Below are 18,458 nucleotides of genomic sequence, written 5' to 3'. Positions count from 1 at the left end.
GTGTTGCCTTCCTGGTGTCGTCTTGGAGCCGATCCAGCGTGCCAGAGCAGGCCAATCGAGTGGGCAGGGCAATCGGACTTGTTTGCTCGGTCGAAGTGGCACCCTGTGGATCGGGAAGGTCGATGATCAGATGCGTGCGCTCATTGGGCGTTGTCGTCGATGCCATAGCGGCCGCGCAGTTCACGCACGTACAATCTCAGGGCCTCAGCGCTGCGTTGCCCCCGTTGATCACGCAAGTCGATGATCCAGACAGCGTCCTGTGCCACTGTATAGAGCAGTGAAAAGGCGGTCCCCTGAACCTTGAATTCGCGAACGGTGGTGAAGTCCTCGTAGCTTGCGCCAGACATGGGATACTCAGCGAGAATGGCTTCCGAACGGATCAAGGCGTTGATGGCTTTTGACAGGTCAAGCTGCGGGTTCTGTCGGTAATAGGCCCGAAACCAGCGCAGCCCAGGTTCGGCGGTTTCAAGATAGCGAACTTCCATTCCTATCTGTCGTGTTTCGGAAAGGGGCGGTCGTCATCCGCTTTCAGCCAGTCATGGACGGCATTCGGCGCCAGAGTGGGGGCCCCCTGTTCGACAAGGGCGAGTCCGGTTTCAATGAGATTCCGAGTTGCGAGGCGCTCTTCTACATAAGCCCTGATTGCCTGATTGGCCACGTATGACGCCGATCGGTCCTCAAACCGAGCGATACGGTCGAGCTGCATCTTGAGCTCGCTGTCGATGCGGGTGGTGAAGGATGTCGTTGCCATGATGCTCATGATTTTGTTGTGTAGATGCGAGTGTCTTACAATGTAGGTAAGGCGGGTGCGCGGTCAAGGTTCTAGTGCTCTGGTTTCATTCCCGCCGGTATGTTCAGTCTCATGCGCCCCGATCAGTTATTCAAGGCGTGCGAGAAACATGCGAATTGCAGCTTTCCGACATCGAAAATTCGCCAATTATGAGGTGTTGTTGGTGTTCGCTATTTTCCCTGGGAGTGACCGTGTCCAGAGATTGAGCAAGAACCCAGTCCAGCGATGGAATGGAAACTTCGAGGGCGAGAGGGCTGATTTCGGTTGAGTCCGCCCATGAATCTAAAGCGACAGCTCAGCGGGGAGATGGGCATCCATGCATGCCCGATAATGCAAACTTATTGGACATATATGGGCGCAAAAGAGCGGGGCGGTTGGTAACTAAAATTGGCGCAAAAACCGCCGCGACAAGCATGCCTTGAGGCATGTTATATACACGCGACGACTTTGAGACCCTACTTGGGTCGCCGCCTTGAGTCACTTCAGCGCAGTGCGAATCCCCTTAGGTGTGGCGTTCTTGCCGGGGCCCGCGCACACACATCTCCATCCTGTATTAAGCCCAACGAATGTTCCCAACCCTTTGCCCGGGAGCGTCTGGCGTTGCACGGCGGAGGCCTGGGTGGCGCCGTCCGGACGTCCCTACATCGAACTACCTTGAGACAACGGCCAGGTCGAAGGACAGGTCAACCAATTGCAGACCCTCAATCGCGCGATGTACGGTCGTCCAGATCCGGAACTTCTCAGTGCCAGATTGCTGCTCTTCCACCACACAGCTAGAGGAAGAACCGGTTTGGGGAGATTTCGGATATGGAGAATTACATTCTAGCTCCTTTTAGCTGAGGGGCCAAACGAACAATGATTTAATTCGTCCGAACAGAACTCCGTTCATGAACACTTTGATCACCCGTGCGGTCGATGTCGGTTCCGGAATGTCTTTGAGTTAGCTCTATACGCTGCCGATTGGGCCACCTAATCTACCTTCAGATCCAGACCTGACACCTTTGTGGGAACGAAGACTTGAACCGCGGTATTTTCGATCTTCGCCTGTTGGGCTATTTCCACCGTACCGCGCAGACCGGTAATATCACGCGCGCGGCTGCGGAACTCAATGTGGCGCAACCTACCCTGTCCAAAGCGCTCAAGCTGTTGGAAGATCAGGTGGGCACGCCCCTGCTGGAGCGACATGCGCACGGAATTTCCCTGACGCCGATCGGTGCGCGACTGGCAGAACATGCGGCGGTGGTGGTGGCGCAAGTCAGTGATGCGGCGGCCGAGATGGCGCAATTGCAAACCGGGCAGGGCGGGCATGTACATATCGGGGCTGGCCCCTCGTGGGTGCGGCGGATGCTGCCCGAAGCGATCAGCCGGATCACCGTACAGCGACCCGACATGATGATCGAAGTCCATACTGGGTTCGACGAATCCCTGCTGGTGCGGCTGGCCAAGGGGGCGCTTGACTTCGTGGTGGCCGAGCGGCCGTTGGAGGGTGAGAGCGGAAACCTGGAGTTTCGCCTGCTGACCTCGGACGATCTGATCGTCGTGGGGCGGGCAAACCACCCGTTGGCGGGACGCAGGTCCGTGCCGACTCTGGAGGCCTTGGCGCTGGCCTGGGCGCTGCCGCCGGGCGACACGCTGGCGCGGCGCAAGCTTGACGGTCGGGCCATCAGCCTTGGACATTCGCCACCGCAGGCCAATGTGGTGTCGACGTCGCTGACATTTTTGCTGACCCACGCCAGCCTGACCGACACGCTGATCTACACCACCCGCTCGCAGCTGCTGACGCCGGAGGGAGCCAAGCTGGTCGAGATCGACGTGCCGGAGCTGGTGACTAATCGGCAAGCCGGTTTGATCTTTCGCAGTCCGGGGCTTCTGACCCCGGCGGCGCGGGTCATAGCCGACGCGCTGATCGAGGAATGCACCGCCGATCCCTACAACTAAGCCATAGCCAGCGGCTATAGGGAGGCCAATTCTTTTCATTTCAGGAATGCCATGTGCCTGCGGTACACCGGTTGGCAAGCGATGCGGGAGGTATCGCAAACGCCACTCATGGGAGGTCACATGGCTTTTTTCACCCGACAGACGAAACCCCTTCGCACCGGCCTTGCGGCCAGTGCGCTGGCGCTCTGCGCGTCGCTGGCCACGGCCGCTGAGGTGCCGATCACCATCGTCATCAACCAGTCGCCCTGGTTTCCCGGCTTCCAGGCGGTGGTCGAGAAATACGAGGAGGACACCGGCAACACGGTCAACCTCGACGTCAATCCCTTTGCCGGCAGCCTCGAAAAGCAGCGCACGGCGGTGCGTGCGGGTGAAAGCCCGTTCGACATCCTGATCATGAACGCGGGCTTTTTCGTCGAATTCTACACCGGCGGCTTCATGCAGCCGCTGACCGGGATCGACGCGGATTTCGCGCTGAGCGAAGACATCTTCACCTTCGACGACAGCGTCTGCTGGGACGCGACCGCAAAGACCATCACCTGCGACGGGGACGGCCAGCTTGTCAGCGTGCCGGTTAACCCGTTCCTGCCGCTCCTACACTATCGCTCGGACCTTTACGAGGAGCACGGGCTGGAGGTGCCGACCACCTGGGACCAGCTTTATGAAAACGCCAAGGTCATGCACAATCCGCCGCGGATGTACGGCATTTCCCAGCGCGGTCAGCGCGGCGCCTTCGACGTCACCTTCGACGTCTTCCCCTATATCCTCAGTCACGGCGGCGGCGTCATCGCCGATCAGAAGGGCGGCGATTACACGGTCACGATCAACAGCCCCGAAACGCTGGCCGGGATGGAGACCTACCTGAAGCTTGCAAACGATGTCGGCCACCCCTCGACCGCCGGTCAGACGCAGACCAACGTGATCCAGAACATGGCCACGGGCCGCGCAGGCCATATCCAGGGTGTCCCGGCCCCGGCACAGTTCGACGATCCCAAGCAGTCGGCAGTGGTCGGCAAGGTCGATTACGCCGTCGTGCCGGGCACCGAGGAACATGGCCCGGCGCCGGGCCTGGGTCATTGGCTGGCGGGCATTCCCAGGAACGTCTCGGACGAGAACAAGCAGGCGGCACTGGCCTTCTTGACTTGGTTCCAGACGGACGAGGCACAACACGCCTATGCCGAGGCGGGATCGCCCCCGGTGAGCAAGGCCGTGATGACCTCGGACATGGCCGACGAAGAGCCTTATCGCTACATGCGTGCGCTGGCGGCCTCTATCCCCACCGCGCAACTGACCTTTACCATCCCCGAGGCAAGCCAGGTGCTGGCCGTGACCGAACTGCGCCTCAACCAGGCCATCGGCGGGGAGCTTGAGCTGAAAGAGGCGTTGAACATGGCCGCCGAGGAGATCGCCAAGGTGCTCTCGGACGCGGGCTATGACGCGCCCATGCTCGACCCGCTCCAGTAACCTCCCCTGGTGGTCGCAGGGCAGCTTGCGGCCACCAAAATCAACGGAGCCCCCCATGAAATCCGATACCTTCTGGCGACACGCCACACTCTGGCCCGCGCTTGTCCTCTTTGCACTTTTGACCATCCTGCCGTTGCTCAAGCTTCTCGCGCTCAGCTTCCACGACGTCGAATGGGTCAATCGTGAGGCCGTCTGGGAGTGGGTCGGGCTGGCCAATTACGCCCGGCTACCGCAAGACAACCTGCTCCGGGCGGGCGCGCTGAACACGCTGATCTTTGCGGTCGTCGCGGTGGCGCTGCAGATGCTGATCGGGTTCATCCTCGCGCTGCTGACCACGCGTGTCGTGCGCGGGCGGGTGTTTTACCGGACGGTATTCATCCTGCCGATCCTCGTGCCCGGCATCATCATCGGCGCGATCTGGAAACTGATGTATTCCTATGATTTCGGGGTGTTGAACAGCCTGCTGCTCTGGCTTGGCCTCGCCCCGCAGGACTGGCTCGGAGATCCCGACCTGGCCCTGTTGTCCGTCATTATCGTCGACGTCTGGCACTGGACCCCGTTCTGTTTCCTGCTGCTGCTGGCCGGGCTTGAGAGCCTGCCGGATGACATCTTCGAGGCCGCGAAAATCGACGGCGCCACCCGCTGGCAACAGCTGCGCCACATCACTCTGCCGCTGATGCTGCCCACCATCGCAGTGACCTTCGTCTTCCGCATGATCCTCGCCTTCAAGGTGTTCGACGAGATCTATTTGCTGACCGGCGGTGGGCCGGGCACCTCGACCGAAGTGATCAGCTTCACCATCTACCGCCGCTTCTTCACCGAAGACCAGACCGGCTATGGCGCCGCCATGTCCATCGCGGTGATCGCGGTGATCGCCGCCGGCATCATTGCCGCCACCCGCGCCACCGCCGGCAAAGGAGCCAAGGCATGACCCATGCAGCCGACACCCAGGCGCCGCTTGCCGCATCGCGCCGCCGTTTCTCCCTGTCCGAAGGACAGGTCTCGGTGATCCGGCACCTTGTCCTGATGAGCTTTGCGCTGGTCGTGCTGTTTCCGTTCTTCTGGATCGTCTCGGCGGCCTTCAAGACCCAGATCGACCTGTTGATGGGACATATCCTGTTCGAGCCAAATCTCGATGGTTTCATCAACGTCATCTTCGACAAGACCTCGGATTTTCTTCGCAACTTCGGCAATTCCATGGTGATTGGCGCGGTCAGCACCTTCCTAGTGCTGGTGATCGCGACGCTGGCGGCCTTCTCGCTCTATCGCCTGCAATGGCCGGGCTGGGTGCTGCATTCGCTGCTGGGCTGGTCGGTCATCTTCCATATGGTGCCGCCGATCACGCTGGCGGGGGCGTGGTACTCTATGTTCCGCTCGGTGGGCCTCGACAACACCTATTCCGGCATCATCCTTGCTCACACGACGCTGCACCTGCCGATGGCGCTGTGGATGATGGGCGTCTTCGTGCGCGACGTCCCCAAAGAACTGGTGGAAGCGGCACAAATCGACGGCGCCAAGGTGCCGCGCATTCTCTGGCACGTGGTGCTGCCGATCGTGCGGCCCGGGCTGGCAGCCACCGGCATCCTGACCTTCATCTTCAGCTGGAATGAATTCCCGGTCGTGCTGGTTCTCAGCCAGCGGCAGACCGCCACCGTGCCGCTGGGTATCGGCAAGTACGCGCAGGAAAACACCATTGCCTTCACGGAAATGGCCGCGGCCTCGACGCTGTCGATCCTGCCCGCCTTCCTGCTGCTGCTCTTCGCCCAGCGTTTCATTGTCCGCGGCCTGACCTCTGGTGCGGTGAAATAGGATATCCCAATGAAAACCGTTCTCGTTCTCTTCGACTCGCTCAACCGACGTGCAATTTCGCCTTATGGCGGCAATGCAGTGCCCACGCCGAACTTCGACCGTCTCGCAGAGCGCAGCGCTCGCTTCGACGGCCATCACGTCGGCTCCATGCCGTGCATGCCTGCGCGGCGCGACCTTATGACCGGGCGGATGTCCTTCCTGCACCGCAGTTGGGGGCCGATCGAGCCGTTTGACGTGACCTTTCCCGAGGTTCTGAGCCGTGAAAACGGGGTGTACAGTCATTTTGTCACTGATCATTTCCACTATTGGGAGGATGGTGGCGCGACCTATCACAGCCGCTATGACAGCCACGAGTTCTTTCGCGGTCAGGAGGGCGACCGGTGGAAAGGCGTCGTGGCCCCCGATTGGCCTGGGATCGAAAAACGCTTTGAACCGGCGCAGGTGTCGCGCGAACCGCGAAGCTACAAGCGCCACAATGTCGTCAATCGGGATTACCTTGACGACGAGGCCGCGCATCCCAGCTTTCAGACCTTCGCCGCCGGGCTGGAATTTATCGACCGCAACAAGGCAGCGGACGATTGGTTTCTCCAGATCGAGACTTTCGCCCCGCATGAGCCGTTCTTTGCACCCAAACGTTTCCGCGATATCGCCGGGGCGCGCGAGGACGGCCCGGCGCTGGATTGGCCGGAGTACGGACACAGCGAGAGACCGCTCGAGGAAAGGGAAGAACTGCGCGCCAGCTATCATGCCGCGGTCGCCATGTGCGACGAGTTGCTGGGGCAGGTGCTCGATACGTTCGACCGCGACAACCTGTGGGAAGATACCGCGTTGATCGTCACTACCGATCACGGGTTCCTTCTGGGCGAGCATGACCTCTGGGCCAAGAACCGAATGACCTTGTACCAAGAGATCGCGCAGATCCCGCTGTTCATCCACGATCCGGCGCATCCCGCCGCCGATGGCACACGGATCGCCGGTCTCAGCCAGACCCCCGATCTGGCCGCGACAATCCTTGATCTGTTCGACGGGCCACGCCCGGCAGAGATGGCCTCGCCGTCGCTTCGTCCCATGCTGGCGGGGCAGGGGTCGCCGCATGACGCACTGATCTATGGGTATTTCGGCGGCGCGGTGAACCTGACCGATGGGCGCTACAGCTACCATCGTTATCCCGCCGACCTCGCGGGGCAGGAGATCTATCAGTACACGCTGATGCCGACGCATATCTTTGATTTTTTCCATCCCGAAGAACTGACACAATTGCAACTGGCGTCCCCCACGGCCTTCAGCCGCGACATGCCGGTGTTGCGCGTCCCGGTCAGTGCGAAATCGGCAATGTACAAGACCTATGGTCCCGGCTGCCTGATCGAAGACGACACGCGGCTGTATGACCTGGCCCGCGATCCGGGGCAGGCGGAAAGGCTCGACGACCCGGCGCTGGAGGCCCGTCTGGCGGCGCGGATGGCCGATCTGATGCGCGGACTGGACGCCCCGGCAGAGGCCTTTGCCCGGCTCGATCTGGCCCGTACACCGGAGATGGCCTGATGCGCGCTTGGGCCGAAAACGTGGCCGATCTGCGTCAGCTTGCCTCGGTGCGTCGGATCACGCTGGACGACGGCCCTGAACGCGGTGTCCGGGCGCTCAGTTTCGACACCGGCGGCGGGCTGGCCTTCTGGGTGCTGGCCGACCGCAGCCTCGACATCGGACCGCTCAGCTTTCGCGGCATGCCGCTGGCCTGGCAGCACCCGGCCGGTTTCATCGCGCCCGGTCTGCACGACGCGCAGGCGGACGGTGGCACCGGCATCCAGCGCAGCCTGTCGGGGTTCCTGGTGACCTGCGGGCTGGACAACGCGCGCCAGCCAAAGGACGGTCTGCCGCTGCATGGCAACCTACCGATGACACCGGCCCGGGTGACGGCCTGGGGCGAGGATTGGGACCGCCCCGACCCGCTGCTTTACGTCGAGGGCGACGTCGTCACGGCACATCTGCGCGGCGCCTGTTTCAGGCTGCACCGCCGCATCGAAGCGCCGGCCGGGGCGGCATCGCTGACCCTGATCGACCGGGTCGAGAACATCGGACCTGAGCCGGCGGAGATGCATGTCCTCTATCACACCAATTTCGGCTTCCCGATGGTGGATGCGGGCACGACAGTAACCCTTGATACGGCGCCGCTTGCGGCGAAGGACGGGGAGTCGCGATGCCACCCAACGCCGGGTGGCGCGACGGCGGAAATCACCCGCCCGGCCTGTGCCGATTGGCCCGGCGTCAGCGCAGAGATCCACAGCGACCTGTCGTATTTCCAGGTTTGGCGGGATGCCCGCCCGCGCCGCAACGTGCTGGCGCTGGAGCCAAGCAATTGCGACCGAGCCGATGACGGCACCAGCGGCCCGGGCACCCGGCTGGAGCCTGGCGACAGTTGGCAGACCCGGCTGACCTATACCTTTTCATCCGCTTCAAAGGGAGAATGACATGGCAGATGTACGGCTTACCGGCCTGTCGAAGAGCTACGGAAAACTCGACGTCATCAAGGATGTGTCGCTCGAAATACATGACGGCGAATTCGTCGTACTGATCGGCCCCTCCGGCTGCGGCAAGTCCACGCTTCTGCGGATGATCGCCGGGCTCGAGGGCATCTCGTCGGGAACGCTCGAGATCGGCGGCGTGTCGATGAACGACGTGCCCCCGCGTGACCGCGGCATCTCAATGGTGTTCCAGAGCTACGCGCTTTATCCGCATATGAACAGCGCCGACAACATGTCGTTTTCACTTCGGTTAGCGGGCGAGGAAGAGGCGCAGCGCCGCTCCAAGGTAGACCGGGCAGCGGATATCCTCGGGCTGGGGCCCTACCTTGACCGTCTGCCGCGGCAATTGTCGGGGGGCCAACGTCAAAGGGTGGCCATGGGTCGTGCCATCGTGCGCAAACCCGAGGTGTTCCTGTTCGACGAGCCGCTGTCCAACCTCGATGCCAAGTTGCGGGTGAAGATGCGGGCAGAACTCAAGGAGTTGCACCAGAAGCTGAAAACCACGACAATTTACGTCACCCACGATCAGGTCGAGGCGATGACACTGGCAGACCGCATCGTCGTTCTGCGCGACGGCGAGATCGAGCAGATCGGTACACCGCTGGAGCTCTACGACAACCCGGCCAACGCTTTCGTCGGGTCGTTTCTCGGATCTCCGACAATGAACCTGCTGAATCTGGAGGTTTCGTCCGAGAACCCTTCCGAGGCGCGGTTTTCCGATGGTGAGGCCCTGTGGCTTGCCACGCCGGTAGCCCCTGGGCGGGCGACAGTGGGAATCCGGCCCGAATGTTTCGCGTTGCAATCCGAAGCCGGGTCCGGGGCATTGCGCGCCGAGGTTGTCGTGGTCGAGCCGACGGGGGCGTCCACGGAACTGGTGGTGCGCAAGGCCGGGCAGAATATCACCGTTCTGTCACACGAACGTCTGTCCCTCAAGCCGGGAGATAACGTTTGGCTCGTCCCGAACGCGGAGCGCGTGCACGCCTTCCCGGACGGTGCGGCGGCCTGAAACCGTCAACCCCGAGAGACGTCCCGAGCGGGCTTAGCCAAGTTCGAAGGCACGTGGCAGCAACGAGTCGATCTGCTTAGGCCGGTCAGCGACATTCCTCTGTCCTGCGCTTGGCGGTCGTGACCAGGCGGCGGATCTTCTTTGCGACAGTCTTTTCCGCTTCTTCAATTGTCGGGTCAGCTCTCTTGGAGGGTTTATCGATAAACCTTTTCCTTGACCTGTTCACAAGCTAGCTGTTACTTGTTGGGTTATCGATAAACCTCGTGATTCTTTCGAGGTCGAGCACAGGGAGGAGAACCTGATGATGACCAACGGAACAATATCGAAACTGATGGCCGCTGCGATCGTATGTGCGACGGGTGCATCGTTTGCCCACGCGGAGGGGATCAATGGCAAGATCACGTTCTACACTCACTTCGGCCAATTCGTGGACAGCGGCGACTGGGTGCGTTGGGCGACCGCGTTCGAAGAGAAGTACCCCGGCACCGAAGTCGAAATCCTGCATGTCGCCAACTTCCGCAAGGAGATGCCGACCCGCATCGCATCCGGCGATTACGGCGATGTACTGAATGTCATGGACAACCTTCCGCCCGCGGAATACGGCGAATTCTACTTGCCACTTAATGACATGAGCCTGGCCGAAACCCACAGCTTCGTCGATCGCTACGATGTGGACGGCAATATCTATGGCTATGTCTATGGCGCCAACGCCGAGGCCGTCGTCTACAACAAGGCCGCATTCGAACGCGCCGGAATTGAGAGCATCCCGACCACCAAGACCGAGCTGTTCGCAGCCTGCGAGGCGCTCAAGGCCGAGGGCATCGTGCCGTTCCAGATCAACATGGGCGCAGGCTGGCCGATGCAGCAATGGGACAAGGCGGCGCTGCTTTTTGCCGACGACGGCAGCTACTTTGACGCCGTGGCGACAGACCCGGCACCTTTCGCCGATGGCAAGCCCTACGGCGAGGCGATGCAATACGTCCGTGAACTGTTCGAGGCCGGATGCACCGAACGCGACTATACCGCCAACAATTGGGACGAGAGCAAGATGATGCTGGGTGCCGGTGAGGCGGCGATGTGGTTTCTGGCCAACTGGTCGATCCCGCAGACCATCATCGCCGGCGAATCTCTGGGCCTTGAAAACGTCAGCGACGATCTTGGCATGTTCCCGCTGCCGGTGGATGACAGCGGCGATCCGGCGGTGCTTCTCTGGCCGGACTGGGCGCTTGGTGTTTCGTCGCAGTCGCAGAACCCCGACACCGCGAAGGCCTGGATCGAGTTTCTGCTGACCGAGACCGATGTCGCCAATGCCGCGGGCTTCATCCCCGGCGATCCGCGGATTGCCCCGGTCATGCCGCAGCTCGAAGAGCTTTTTGCCCGGGAGCCCCGCACCATCGAGGCTGGAACGCCCTCGTCTGAGTTCAAGCAGGCGATGGCCGATGCGCGGCTCGACTTCATGACCGGCACCTACATCCGCGACCTGGTGTTGGCCGAGGATTTCGACGCCGCCATTGAGAAGGTCAACGACCGCTGGTCCCGCGCCATAGCGAAGTGACCCGCACGCCGGTCGGCGTGTCCCTCCCGCACGCGGACCGGCCCTTTCACCGAATTTGACCAAAAGCCGCTTGTGGCGCGTTCGCCTGCGCCTCGAAGGAGCCTGCTATGCCCACGATGAACGCCCATACCCAGCGCCGGTTGGTGATCATATCCTTCCTAATCGCGCCGCTGACCCTTCTGGTTCTCTTCTCGATCTGGCCCGCGATCCAGCTTGTCTGGTTCTCGTTGACCGACTGGAACGGGTTGTCCGCCGAAAAGACCTTTGTCGGATTGCAGAACTACCGGACCCTGCTGATCGAGGACCGCGAGCTGCTGAAGCCGCTGATCAACTCGGCCTATTACTTCGCGGGCTCGGTTCTCCAACTGGCCCTCGCGACCTATTTCGCGGTGATCCTGAACCGCAAAATGCCGGGGTCGAACCTGTTCCGGATGATGCTGTTCATGCCTTTCGTGCTGAATGCGGTGGCGGTTTCGATTGTGTTCCGTGACTTTCTGCAGATCGACGGCGGGCTGGACGCTGTGATGCAGCTTATCGGGCTGGGGGCCTATACCCGCGAATGGGTGCAAGACCCTGAGCTGGTCAAATGGTCGCTCGTTTTCGCCTCGATCTGGCGCTACCTCGGCTTCCAACTGCTGATCACCTATGGCGCGCTTCAGGCGGTGCCGACCGATCAATACGAGGCCGCGCGCATCGAAGGGGCCAGCGAGTTTCAGCAGTTTATCTATATCACCCTGCCCACCATTGCGCCGATCCTCGGGCTGCAACTGATCCTCGCCACCGTCGGCTCGCTTGAGGTGTTCGAGGTGCCCTTCCTGATCACTGGCGGCGCCAATGGCACCAAGACGTTCATCATGGCAACGCTGGAAGAGGCTTTTGAATTCCGCCGGGTCGGGCTTGCCGCTGCGATGGCCGTGATCCTGCTGGTCTTCGTGATGTTGGTCGTTGTGATCCAGCGCACCCTGTTTGACAAAGGAGCCCGGGCATGACCGCAACCGCCGACATCCCTGCCACTCGTCCGGTCCGCCGTCGTCGCCGCCGCATCAAGCCCGGCAAACTGTTCTGGACCACCTTTCACTACGCGATGCTGATCTTTGCCTCGGCGCTGGTCGTGGCCCCGCTGCTGATCGCCTTCTTCGCCTCTTTCAAGACCCCGCTGGAGATGATGCGCGGCGAAAAGACCGACCTGCCTGCGGATTTCACCCACTTTCAGAACTATGTCGAGTTTTTCGAGCGCCAGCCGGTGGGCGTCGCTTTCTGGAATACGATCTTCGTCACCGTGACCTCGCTGATCATCATCACGCTGATCGGCACGATGGCGGCCTATGTGATCGACCGGTTCCGCTTCCCTGGCCGCAAGGCGATCCTGCTGGCTTATGTCGTGGTGATGGCGGTGCCTGCGATCACCACGCAGGTCTCGCTCTATCAGGTGATGCTGGGTCTGGGGCTGGTGAACTCGAAATGGGCTCTGATCGTGCTCTATTCCGGGGCCGACATCGTCTCGCTCTATATCTTCATCACCTTCCTCGGCGCGATCAGTCGCGAGATTGACGAAAGCGCGCGGATCGAGGGGGCAAGCTATTTCCAGATTTACTGGAAAGTGATCCTGCCGCTGATGACGCCGGCAATTTCGACCGTGGTGATCCTGCGCACGATCCACATCTACAACGACTTCATCCTGCCCTACCTCTACACCCCCCGGGTTGAGCAATCGACGGTCTCGATGCTGCTGTTCAAGGCGTCCGACCTGATGTCCTCGGCGACCGAGGCGATCCTGATGGCTGGTATCGTCATCGTCATCACGCCGACGCTGGTGGTGTTCCTGGTACTGCAACGCCAGATCGTCTCGGGCATGATGCGTGGCGCGGTGAAGGGATAGATCATGGGACCATTCGTCTTCTCCCTCACCACCCGCGTCTGGCAGTTGGCCGCGATCAATCTTGTCGCACTTGGCCTGATGGCTTTTGGCCTGGGCCTGCTGGGCGCTGCACCGGCTCTGGCGGCCACGCTTTGGGCTGCAGGTCGCACCGATGATCTGACCGCTGGACAATTGTCGCGCGGCATGTGGCGCGAATACCGGGCTGAGTTCGTCACCGCCAACCTAGCGGTCTTGCCGCTGGCGCTGGTGGCACTGGGCAGCCTTGCTCTTGCGCTCGTCTTGCCAATGCTGGCGCTGATCGTGCTCCTGCCACTGGCTTGGATCGCCGCCGGTTACGCGCTGGCCGCGCTCTTTGCGATCTCGAGGCTCAGCGGCACTGCCACCGATGCGCTGGCCAATGCGCGCACCGGGTTTTCGCAGGCACCGATGAGCCACCTAATCCCGGTTCTGGCTGTGCCCCTCGTGATCTGGATCGCGTCACGGCAACCGCTGGTCGCGCTCTACTTCGGCCTCTCGGCCCCCTGTTTTTTCATCAACACCTTGCTCGCAGGCGCCCTTGCCTCCGCGATGCCCAGCCAACGGGAGATCCTCCAATGACCGGCCTGAACCTGCAAAACGTCGGCAAATCCTTCGGTGCCGTGCGCGTGCTCCGTGACATCGATCTGAGCATCGAGAAAGGCGAATTCCTCGTGCTTCTGGGCGAGTCGGGCTGCGGGAAATCCACCCTGCTGCGGCTGATTTCGGGGCTTGAACTGAACCACGAAGGCAACATCGAGATCAATGGCCAGAGTGTGTCCGACCTTGATCCCAAGGACCGCAATATCGCGATGGTGTTCCAAAGCTATGCGCTTTACCCGCATATGTCGGTCTATGACAATATCGCCTTCGGCATGAAGATCCGCAAAACCCCATGCGCCGAAATCCGCGCCGAGGTCGACCGGGTAGCGCAGATCCTCAAGTTGACCGATTACCTCGACCGCAAACCTGGGCAGCTTTCCGGTGGCCAGCGCCAGCGGGTCGCGATTGGCCGCGCAATGGTGCGCCATCCCGATCTGTTCCTGTTTGACGAGCCTTTGTCGAACCTTGACGCCAAGCTGCGCGGCGAGATGCGGACCGAGATCAAGCGTATCCACAAGGTGCTCGGCGCCACCATCGCCTATGTCACCCATGACCAGATCGAGGCGATGACACTGGCCGACAAGATCGTGCTGCTGAACGGTGGCATGATCGAACAGCTGGGTTCGCCCGATGCGCTTTATACCCAACCCGACACTCTGTTTGCCGCGCGCTTTATCGGCACGCCCGAGATCAACGCGCTTGATGTAACGGTCACCCCGGCCGAGGGCGGCTTTGTCGCGCGAATTGGCAAGACAGTGCTGCCGCTGCCAGCGGGCGTCGCGCGTCGGCCGATCACCGGCGAAACCCGCGCCGTGCTGGGCGTCCGGCCCGAGTTTATCTCGGTCGGTGCCAGCGAGGCGGGGATCGTGACGCAGGGCCACGCGGTCGAGATGTGCGAGCCGATGGGGTCGGAAACCTCGGTCGAGCTCTCCTTCGAGGGCCAGCGCCTGCGGTTGCGGGTGCCCGGACTGCATCACTTTGAGCCGGGCAGCACGCAGGCCATCACCTGGGACTTCTCGAATGCACATCTCTTTGATACGGAAACAGGGGTGCACCTGTGATGCGCCAGCCCAATATCATCCTCATAACCTCGGACCAGTTGCGCCCCTACGAGTTGGGCTGCTACGGCGGTCAGGAAATTGCCACGCCCAACATCGACCGGCTCGCGGCTCGCGGCGCGGTCTGGGAAACAGCGATCAGTAACTTCCCGGTCTGCATGCCCGCGCGGTCGATCATGATGTCGGGCCAGATGAACCGCACCGCCACGGGGGGCAAGACCAACGTCAGCCACGGCGGTCGCCCCGGCGATTTCACCATGCCGGAATACCCTTATCCCGGGCGGCCTCATTTGAAGGACCCGGCGCTGCCCGAGCTTCTGCGCGATGCAGGGTATCACACCGCCGCAATCGGCAAATGGCACATCCATTCCTGGCCAGATGACATCGGCTTTGACAGCTACCTGATCCCGCGCGTCCATCACGCCCACAGTGCGCAGACCTATACCCGCGATGGCGGGCCGGAGTTCTGCGCGCCGGGATACAGCGTTGATTTCGAGGCGGGCGAGGCCGAGACCTTTCTGATCGAGAATGCCCGGTCGGAAAAGCCGTTCTTTCTCTATTACAACATCTCGCCGCCCCATTGCCCGGTGGCGGATGTGCCCGAGGAGTTCTTGCAGCTTTATGACCCGGACGGGTTGACCCTGCGCGAGAACACCGATGAGGCGGCGATCAAGGACAAGGACTATTGGTACAAGGTCTATCGCTGGGATTTCCGCTACTATTCTCATCGTCTGCCGCACACTCTGGACCTGCCCGAGGGCTATGATCTGCGCGCCTTGGCGGCGGAGTATTTCGGCGCGGTGACTTGGATGGACCGGGCGGTGGGCCGAATCCTCAATGCCGTTGCCGCAGCCGGGCTGGCAGAGGACACGCTGATCGTCTTCACCGCCGATCACGGCGAGAACCTTGGCAGCCACGGGCTGGTTCAGAAGGGCACCGAAAACGACGAAAGCATCTGCATTCCCTTGGTCATGGCCGGGCCGGGCGTCACGCCGGGCCATCGGGTGGCAGGCTCTGTCGGATCGCTGGTCGATCTTGCACCGTCCTTCCTTGCCGCTGCGGGGCAGGGGGCGCCCGACCATATGCACGGCGCCTCGCTCATGGCCGAGGCCGCCGGCGGTCAAGGCGACGGGCGTACGGCTTTTTTCGAGACCGGCAACGGCGCAGGTCTGCGCAGTCCAGACGCCACGATCTACGCCAAGTTTACCGCGTCCCGGACGCTGGCCGAGGCCCCCGCCACGCTTTTCGATAACGCTTACGACCCCTTTCAATACAACAACCTTGCCACCGCGCAGCCCGATCACCCGCTCATGGCCGAGCTGGCCCGGCGGGACGCGGTCCTGCCCTGGCGCGACCTGGAGGACGACCCGCAATGAACGTTCAAACTAAACCGCAAACCGCTCCACTGATCCTTGACACCGGCTGGCAGCTCAGTCGCATCGGCGGGGGCGAGGCGCAGGAGGTCGCGCTGCCCTTCGACGTGCATTCGGCATTGCTGGAAGCCGTTCGAATCGAAGACCCGTATTGGCGCGACAACGAACCCGAAACCGACTGGGTGCATGAAAGTGATTGGCTGGTGGCGTGCGCGTTCACCCACGGGCCTGTCGAAGGCCGCCACACGCTCACGCTGGACGGTGTGGATTGTCACGCCGAGGTCGCCCTCAACGGGCATGTGATCGGCCAGCTTGGCAACCGTTTTCTTCGCCATGACCTCGATGCCACCGAGGCGCTGCGAGAGGGGCAGAACCGGCTGGAGATCCGGTTACTCTCGAACTCGGCTGAAGCCAAGCGCCGCGCCAACGAGGCGCCCTTCCCGATTCCGCATCTCTTCTGGAACAATCGTATCCCGCATTACAACTTCCTGCGCAAACCGCAGTGCGACGCTGGCTGGGACTGGGGCATCGCGCTCTCGCCCTTGGGCGTCTACGGCGAGGTCCGCCTGCATCGCACCGATCCGCTGCGGCTGGACGATGTGCTGGTGCGGCAGCATCATCAGGGTGGAAAGGTTCTCATCGAGGCCGAGCTGCATGTTGATGTCGCCCTTCCAGTGGAGGCCGAGGCGCGCCTTGTAATCGACGGCCAGACCGTGACCACCGTGGCGCACCTCTGGCCGGGCCAGGGTAGGGTGACGCTCATGGCAGAGATTGAAAGCCCGCGTCTGTGGTGGCCCGCCGGACACGGCGCGCAGGAGATGTATGATTTAACCGTCGAGATCGGCGGTCAAACCCGCTCCTTGCCTATCGGGCTACGCGAGATTGAGTTGATCACCGACAAGGATGACATCGGCCATCGCTTTGCTTTCCGCGTCAACGGGCAAGAGATTTTCATGCGCGGCGCCAACTGGATCCCTGCCGACGCCCTGCCGCAACGCGCCACGCCCGAGGCGGTGGACGACCTTCTGGACAGCGCGCTCGAGGCTAACATGAATATGTTGCGCATCTGGGGCGGTGGCACATATGAGCCGGACTGGTTTTACCGGATGTGCTCGGAAAAGGGTCTGCTCGTCTGGCAGGACTTCATGTTCGCCTGCAACCTCTACCCGGCGCAGGATCGGGATTGGCTGGACGGTGTGCGCCGGGAGGCGCGCCAGCAGATCCGCCGCCTGTCGGCGCATCCCTGTATGGCGCTCTGGTGCGGCGACAATGAGTTGGTTGGCGCTCTGGGCTGGTTCGACGAGGCCAAGGCCGACCGCGACCGTTATCTGGCGCTTTACGACCGGCTGAACCACGCGCTGGAAGAGGCGATCGCAGATGAGGCGCCGGGCATCCCTTGGTGGCCGTCGTCGCCCAGCGTCGGGCCGCTCAACTTCGGCGACGGCTGGCACGACGACACCTCGGGCGACATGCATTTCTGGGATGTCTGGCACTCGGCCAAGGATTTCGAACACTACCGCACGGTGCGCCCGCGCTTCTGCTCGGAATTCGGCTTCCAGTCCTTCCCCTCGACCCGCCTGATCGAGAGCTTCACCGAAGAACACGACCGCAACGTCTCGTCCAAGGTCATGGACGTCCACCAGCGCTGCCGGGGCGGCAACAGCCGTATCGTCGAAACCATTGGCCGCTATTTCCGCTTCCCCGAGAGCTTCGAGGACATGTGCTGGCTCAGCCAGATCGGACAGGGGCTGGCTATGAAGACCGCCATCGAGTTCTGGCGGTCGAACAAGCCACGCTGCATGGGCACGCTCTATTGGCAGCTCAACGACACCTGGCCGGTGGCCTCTTGGGCGAGCCTCGAATACGGCGGCGGCTGGAAGGCGACGCAATACCTTGCCCGGCGCTTCTACGCCCCGGTAATGGTGACGGCGCAGCCCGACGACGCGACGGGTGAGATCGTGCTCTGGGCGGTCAACGACACCGGGGCCGATGTGGCGCTGAGGGTCAACGCCCGTGCAGTGCGTTTCGAGGGCGAGGTGACCGAGATCAGTACATGGCAGGCGGTCTGCCCGCCGGACCGGGCCGCGGAAGTCGCGCGGCTGACACCCGGAACCCTGGCCGAGGATGCCTTTCTGCACCTCGACTGGACAGGCGCCGCAGGATCTCATGTCGGCGAAAACGAGTATCTGCCTAAGCGACCCAAGGCCTATGACATTGGCACGCCGCGGATCACCGCCGAGACAGGCATCGCAGCCGACGGCACGCCGCAGGTCACGCTCAGCACTGACCGGCCTGCGCTCTGGGTGACATGGGATCTGGGCGGCGATACGGTATGGTCCGACAATTGTCTCACCCTGCTTCCCGGCCGGCCTCGGGTGCTGACCGCCGCGCGCCAGCGGCGCTCACACCTGCCGGACCGGGCGCCCGAGGCGCGTTCCGTGAAAGGATAACA

At 62.1% G+C, this 18,458-nt stretch carries 16 protein-coding genes; 14 read left to right on the top strand and 2 right to left on the bottom strand.

Annotated features, from left to right (window positions below; all coding sequences use genetic code 11):
- Positions 1-140 precede the first annotated feature (140 nt).
- Positions 141-485, bottom strand: a complete 345-nt coding sequence (locus EDD52_RS18835; RefSeq protein ID WP_132247867.1) for a hypothetical protein — start codon at positions 483-485, stop codon at positions 141-143.
- Positions 486-487: 2 nt separating this feature from the next.
- Positions 488-760, bottom strand: a complete 273-nt coding sequence (locus tag EDD52_RS18830) for a CopG family ribbon-helix-helix protein (RefSeq protein ID WP_132247865.1) — start codon at positions 758-760, stop codon at positions 488-490.
- A 1,047-nt stretch (positions 761-1,807) separates the two neighbouring features.
- Between EDD52_RS18830 and EDD52_RS18820 the strand changes: the two genes are divergently transcribed.
- The 14 genes from EDD52_RS18820 to EDD52_RS18755 all read left to right on the top strand — a co-directional run bounded on the left by EDD52_RS18820 (position 1,808) and on the right by EDD52_RS18755 (position 18,456).
- On the top strand, positions 1,808-2,728 hold the full coding sequence (locus tag EDD52_RS18820; protein ID WP_132247863.1) for a LysR family transcriptional regulator: 921 nt from the start codon (positions 1,808-1,810) through the stop codon (positions 2,726-2,728).
- A gap of 120 nt (positions 2,729-2,848) precedes the next feature.
- Positions 2,849-4,189 (top strand): extracellular solute-binding protein, encoded by a 1,341-nt coding sequence (locus tag EDD52_RS18815; protein ID WP_165907589.1) that lies wholly within the window; start codon positions 2,849-2,851, stop codon positions 4,187-4,189.
- A 55-nt stretch (positions 4,190-4,244) separates the two neighbouring features.
- Entirely contained in the window at positions 4,245-5,120 is an 876-nt protein-coding gene (locus EDD52_RS18810) for a carbohydrate ABC transporter permease (protein WP_132247859.1), read from the top strand.
- A complete protein-coding gene (locus EDD52_RS18805) occupies positions 5,117-5,998 on the top strand; it encodes a carbohydrate ABC transporter permease (protein ID WP_132247857.1) in 882 nt (293 codons plus the stop codon). The genes EDD52_RS18810 and EDD52_RS18805 overlap by 4 nt, the downstream gene beginning before the upstream one ends.
- 9 nt (positions 5,999-6,007) lie before the next feature.
- Positions 6,008-7,540 (top strand): sulfatase, encoded by a 1,533-nt coding sequence (locus EDD52_RS18800; RefSeq protein ID WP_132247855.1) that lies wholly within the window; start codon positions 6,008-6,010, stop codon positions 7,538-7,540.
- A complete protein-coding gene (locus tag EDD52_RS18795; RefSeq protein ID WP_132247853.1) occupies positions 7,540-8,463 on the top strand; it encodes a DUF4432 family protein in 924 nt (307 codons plus the stop codon). Before EDD52_RS18800 ends, EDD52_RS18795 begins: the two co-directional genes overlap by 1 nt.
- Before the next feature lies 1 nt (position 8,464).
- Positions 8,465-9,523 carry an ABC transporter ATP-binding protein gene (locus EDD52_RS18790; protein ID WP_132247851.1) on the top strand — a complete coding sequence of 353 codons (1,059 nt, stop codon included), beginning with the start codon at positions 8,465-8,467 and terminating at the stop codon, positions 9,521-9,523.
- A gap of 304 nt (positions 9,524-9,827) precedes the next feature.
- Entirely contained in the window at positions 9,828-11,078 is a 1,251-nt protein-coding gene (locus EDD52_RS18785) for an ABC transporter substrate-binding protein (protein ID WP_165907588.1), read from the top strand.
- 107 nt (positions 11,079-11,185) lie between these two features.
- Positions 11,186-12,067: a carbohydrate ABC transporter permease gene (locus EDD52_RS18780; RefSeq protein WP_132247847.1), complete on the top strand. Its 882-nt coding sequence runs from the start codon at positions 11,186-11,188 to the stop codon at positions 12,065-12,067.
- Positions 12,064-12,957, top strand: coding sequence for a carbohydrate ABC transporter permease (locus EDD52_RS18775; protein ID WP_132247845.1), 894 nt, complete (start codon positions 12,064-12,066; stop codon positions 12,955-12,957). Before EDD52_RS18780 ends, EDD52_RS18775 begins: the two co-directional genes overlap by 4 nt.
- 3 nt (positions 12,958-12,960) lie before the next feature.
- Positions 12,961-13,554 (top strand): hypothetical protein, encoded by a 594-nt coding sequence (locus EDD52_RS18770; RefSeq protein WP_132247843.1) that lies wholly within the window; start codon positions 12,961-12,963, stop codon positions 13,552-13,554.
- Positions 13,551-14,636, top strand: a complete 1,086-nt coding sequence (locus EDD52_RS18765; protein ID WP_132247841.1) for an ABC transporter ATP-binding protein — start codon at positions 13,551-13,553, stop codon at positions 14,634-14,636. Before EDD52_RS18770 ends, EDD52_RS18765 begins: the two co-directional genes overlap by 4 nt.
- Positions 14,636-16,009 (top strand): sulfatase family protein, encoded by a 1,374-nt coding sequence (locus tag EDD52_RS18760; RefSeq protein ID WP_132247839.1) that lies wholly within the window; start codon positions 14,636-14,638, stop codon positions 16,007-16,009. Before EDD52_RS18765 ends, EDD52_RS18760 begins: the two co-directional genes overlap by 1 nt.
- Positions 16,006-18,456 (top strand): beta-mannosidase, encoded by a 2,451-nt coding sequence (locus EDD52_RS18755; RefSeq protein ID WP_132247837.1) that lies wholly within the window; start codon positions 16,006-16,008, stop codon positions 18,454-18,456. Before EDD52_RS18760 ends, EDD52_RS18755 begins: the two co-directional genes overlap by 4 nt.
- The last annotated feature ends 2 nt before the right edge of the window (positions 18,457-18,458 follow it).

The sequence above is a fragment of the Primorskyibacter sedentarius genome, from assembly GCF_004342065.1.
Taxonomy (GTDB): domain Bacteria; phylum Pseudomonadota; class Alphaproteobacteria; order Rhodobacterales; family Rhodobacteraceae; genus Primorskyibacter; species Primorskyibacter sedentarius.
This window is presented reverse-complemented; position numbering and strand designations above follow the sequence as displayed.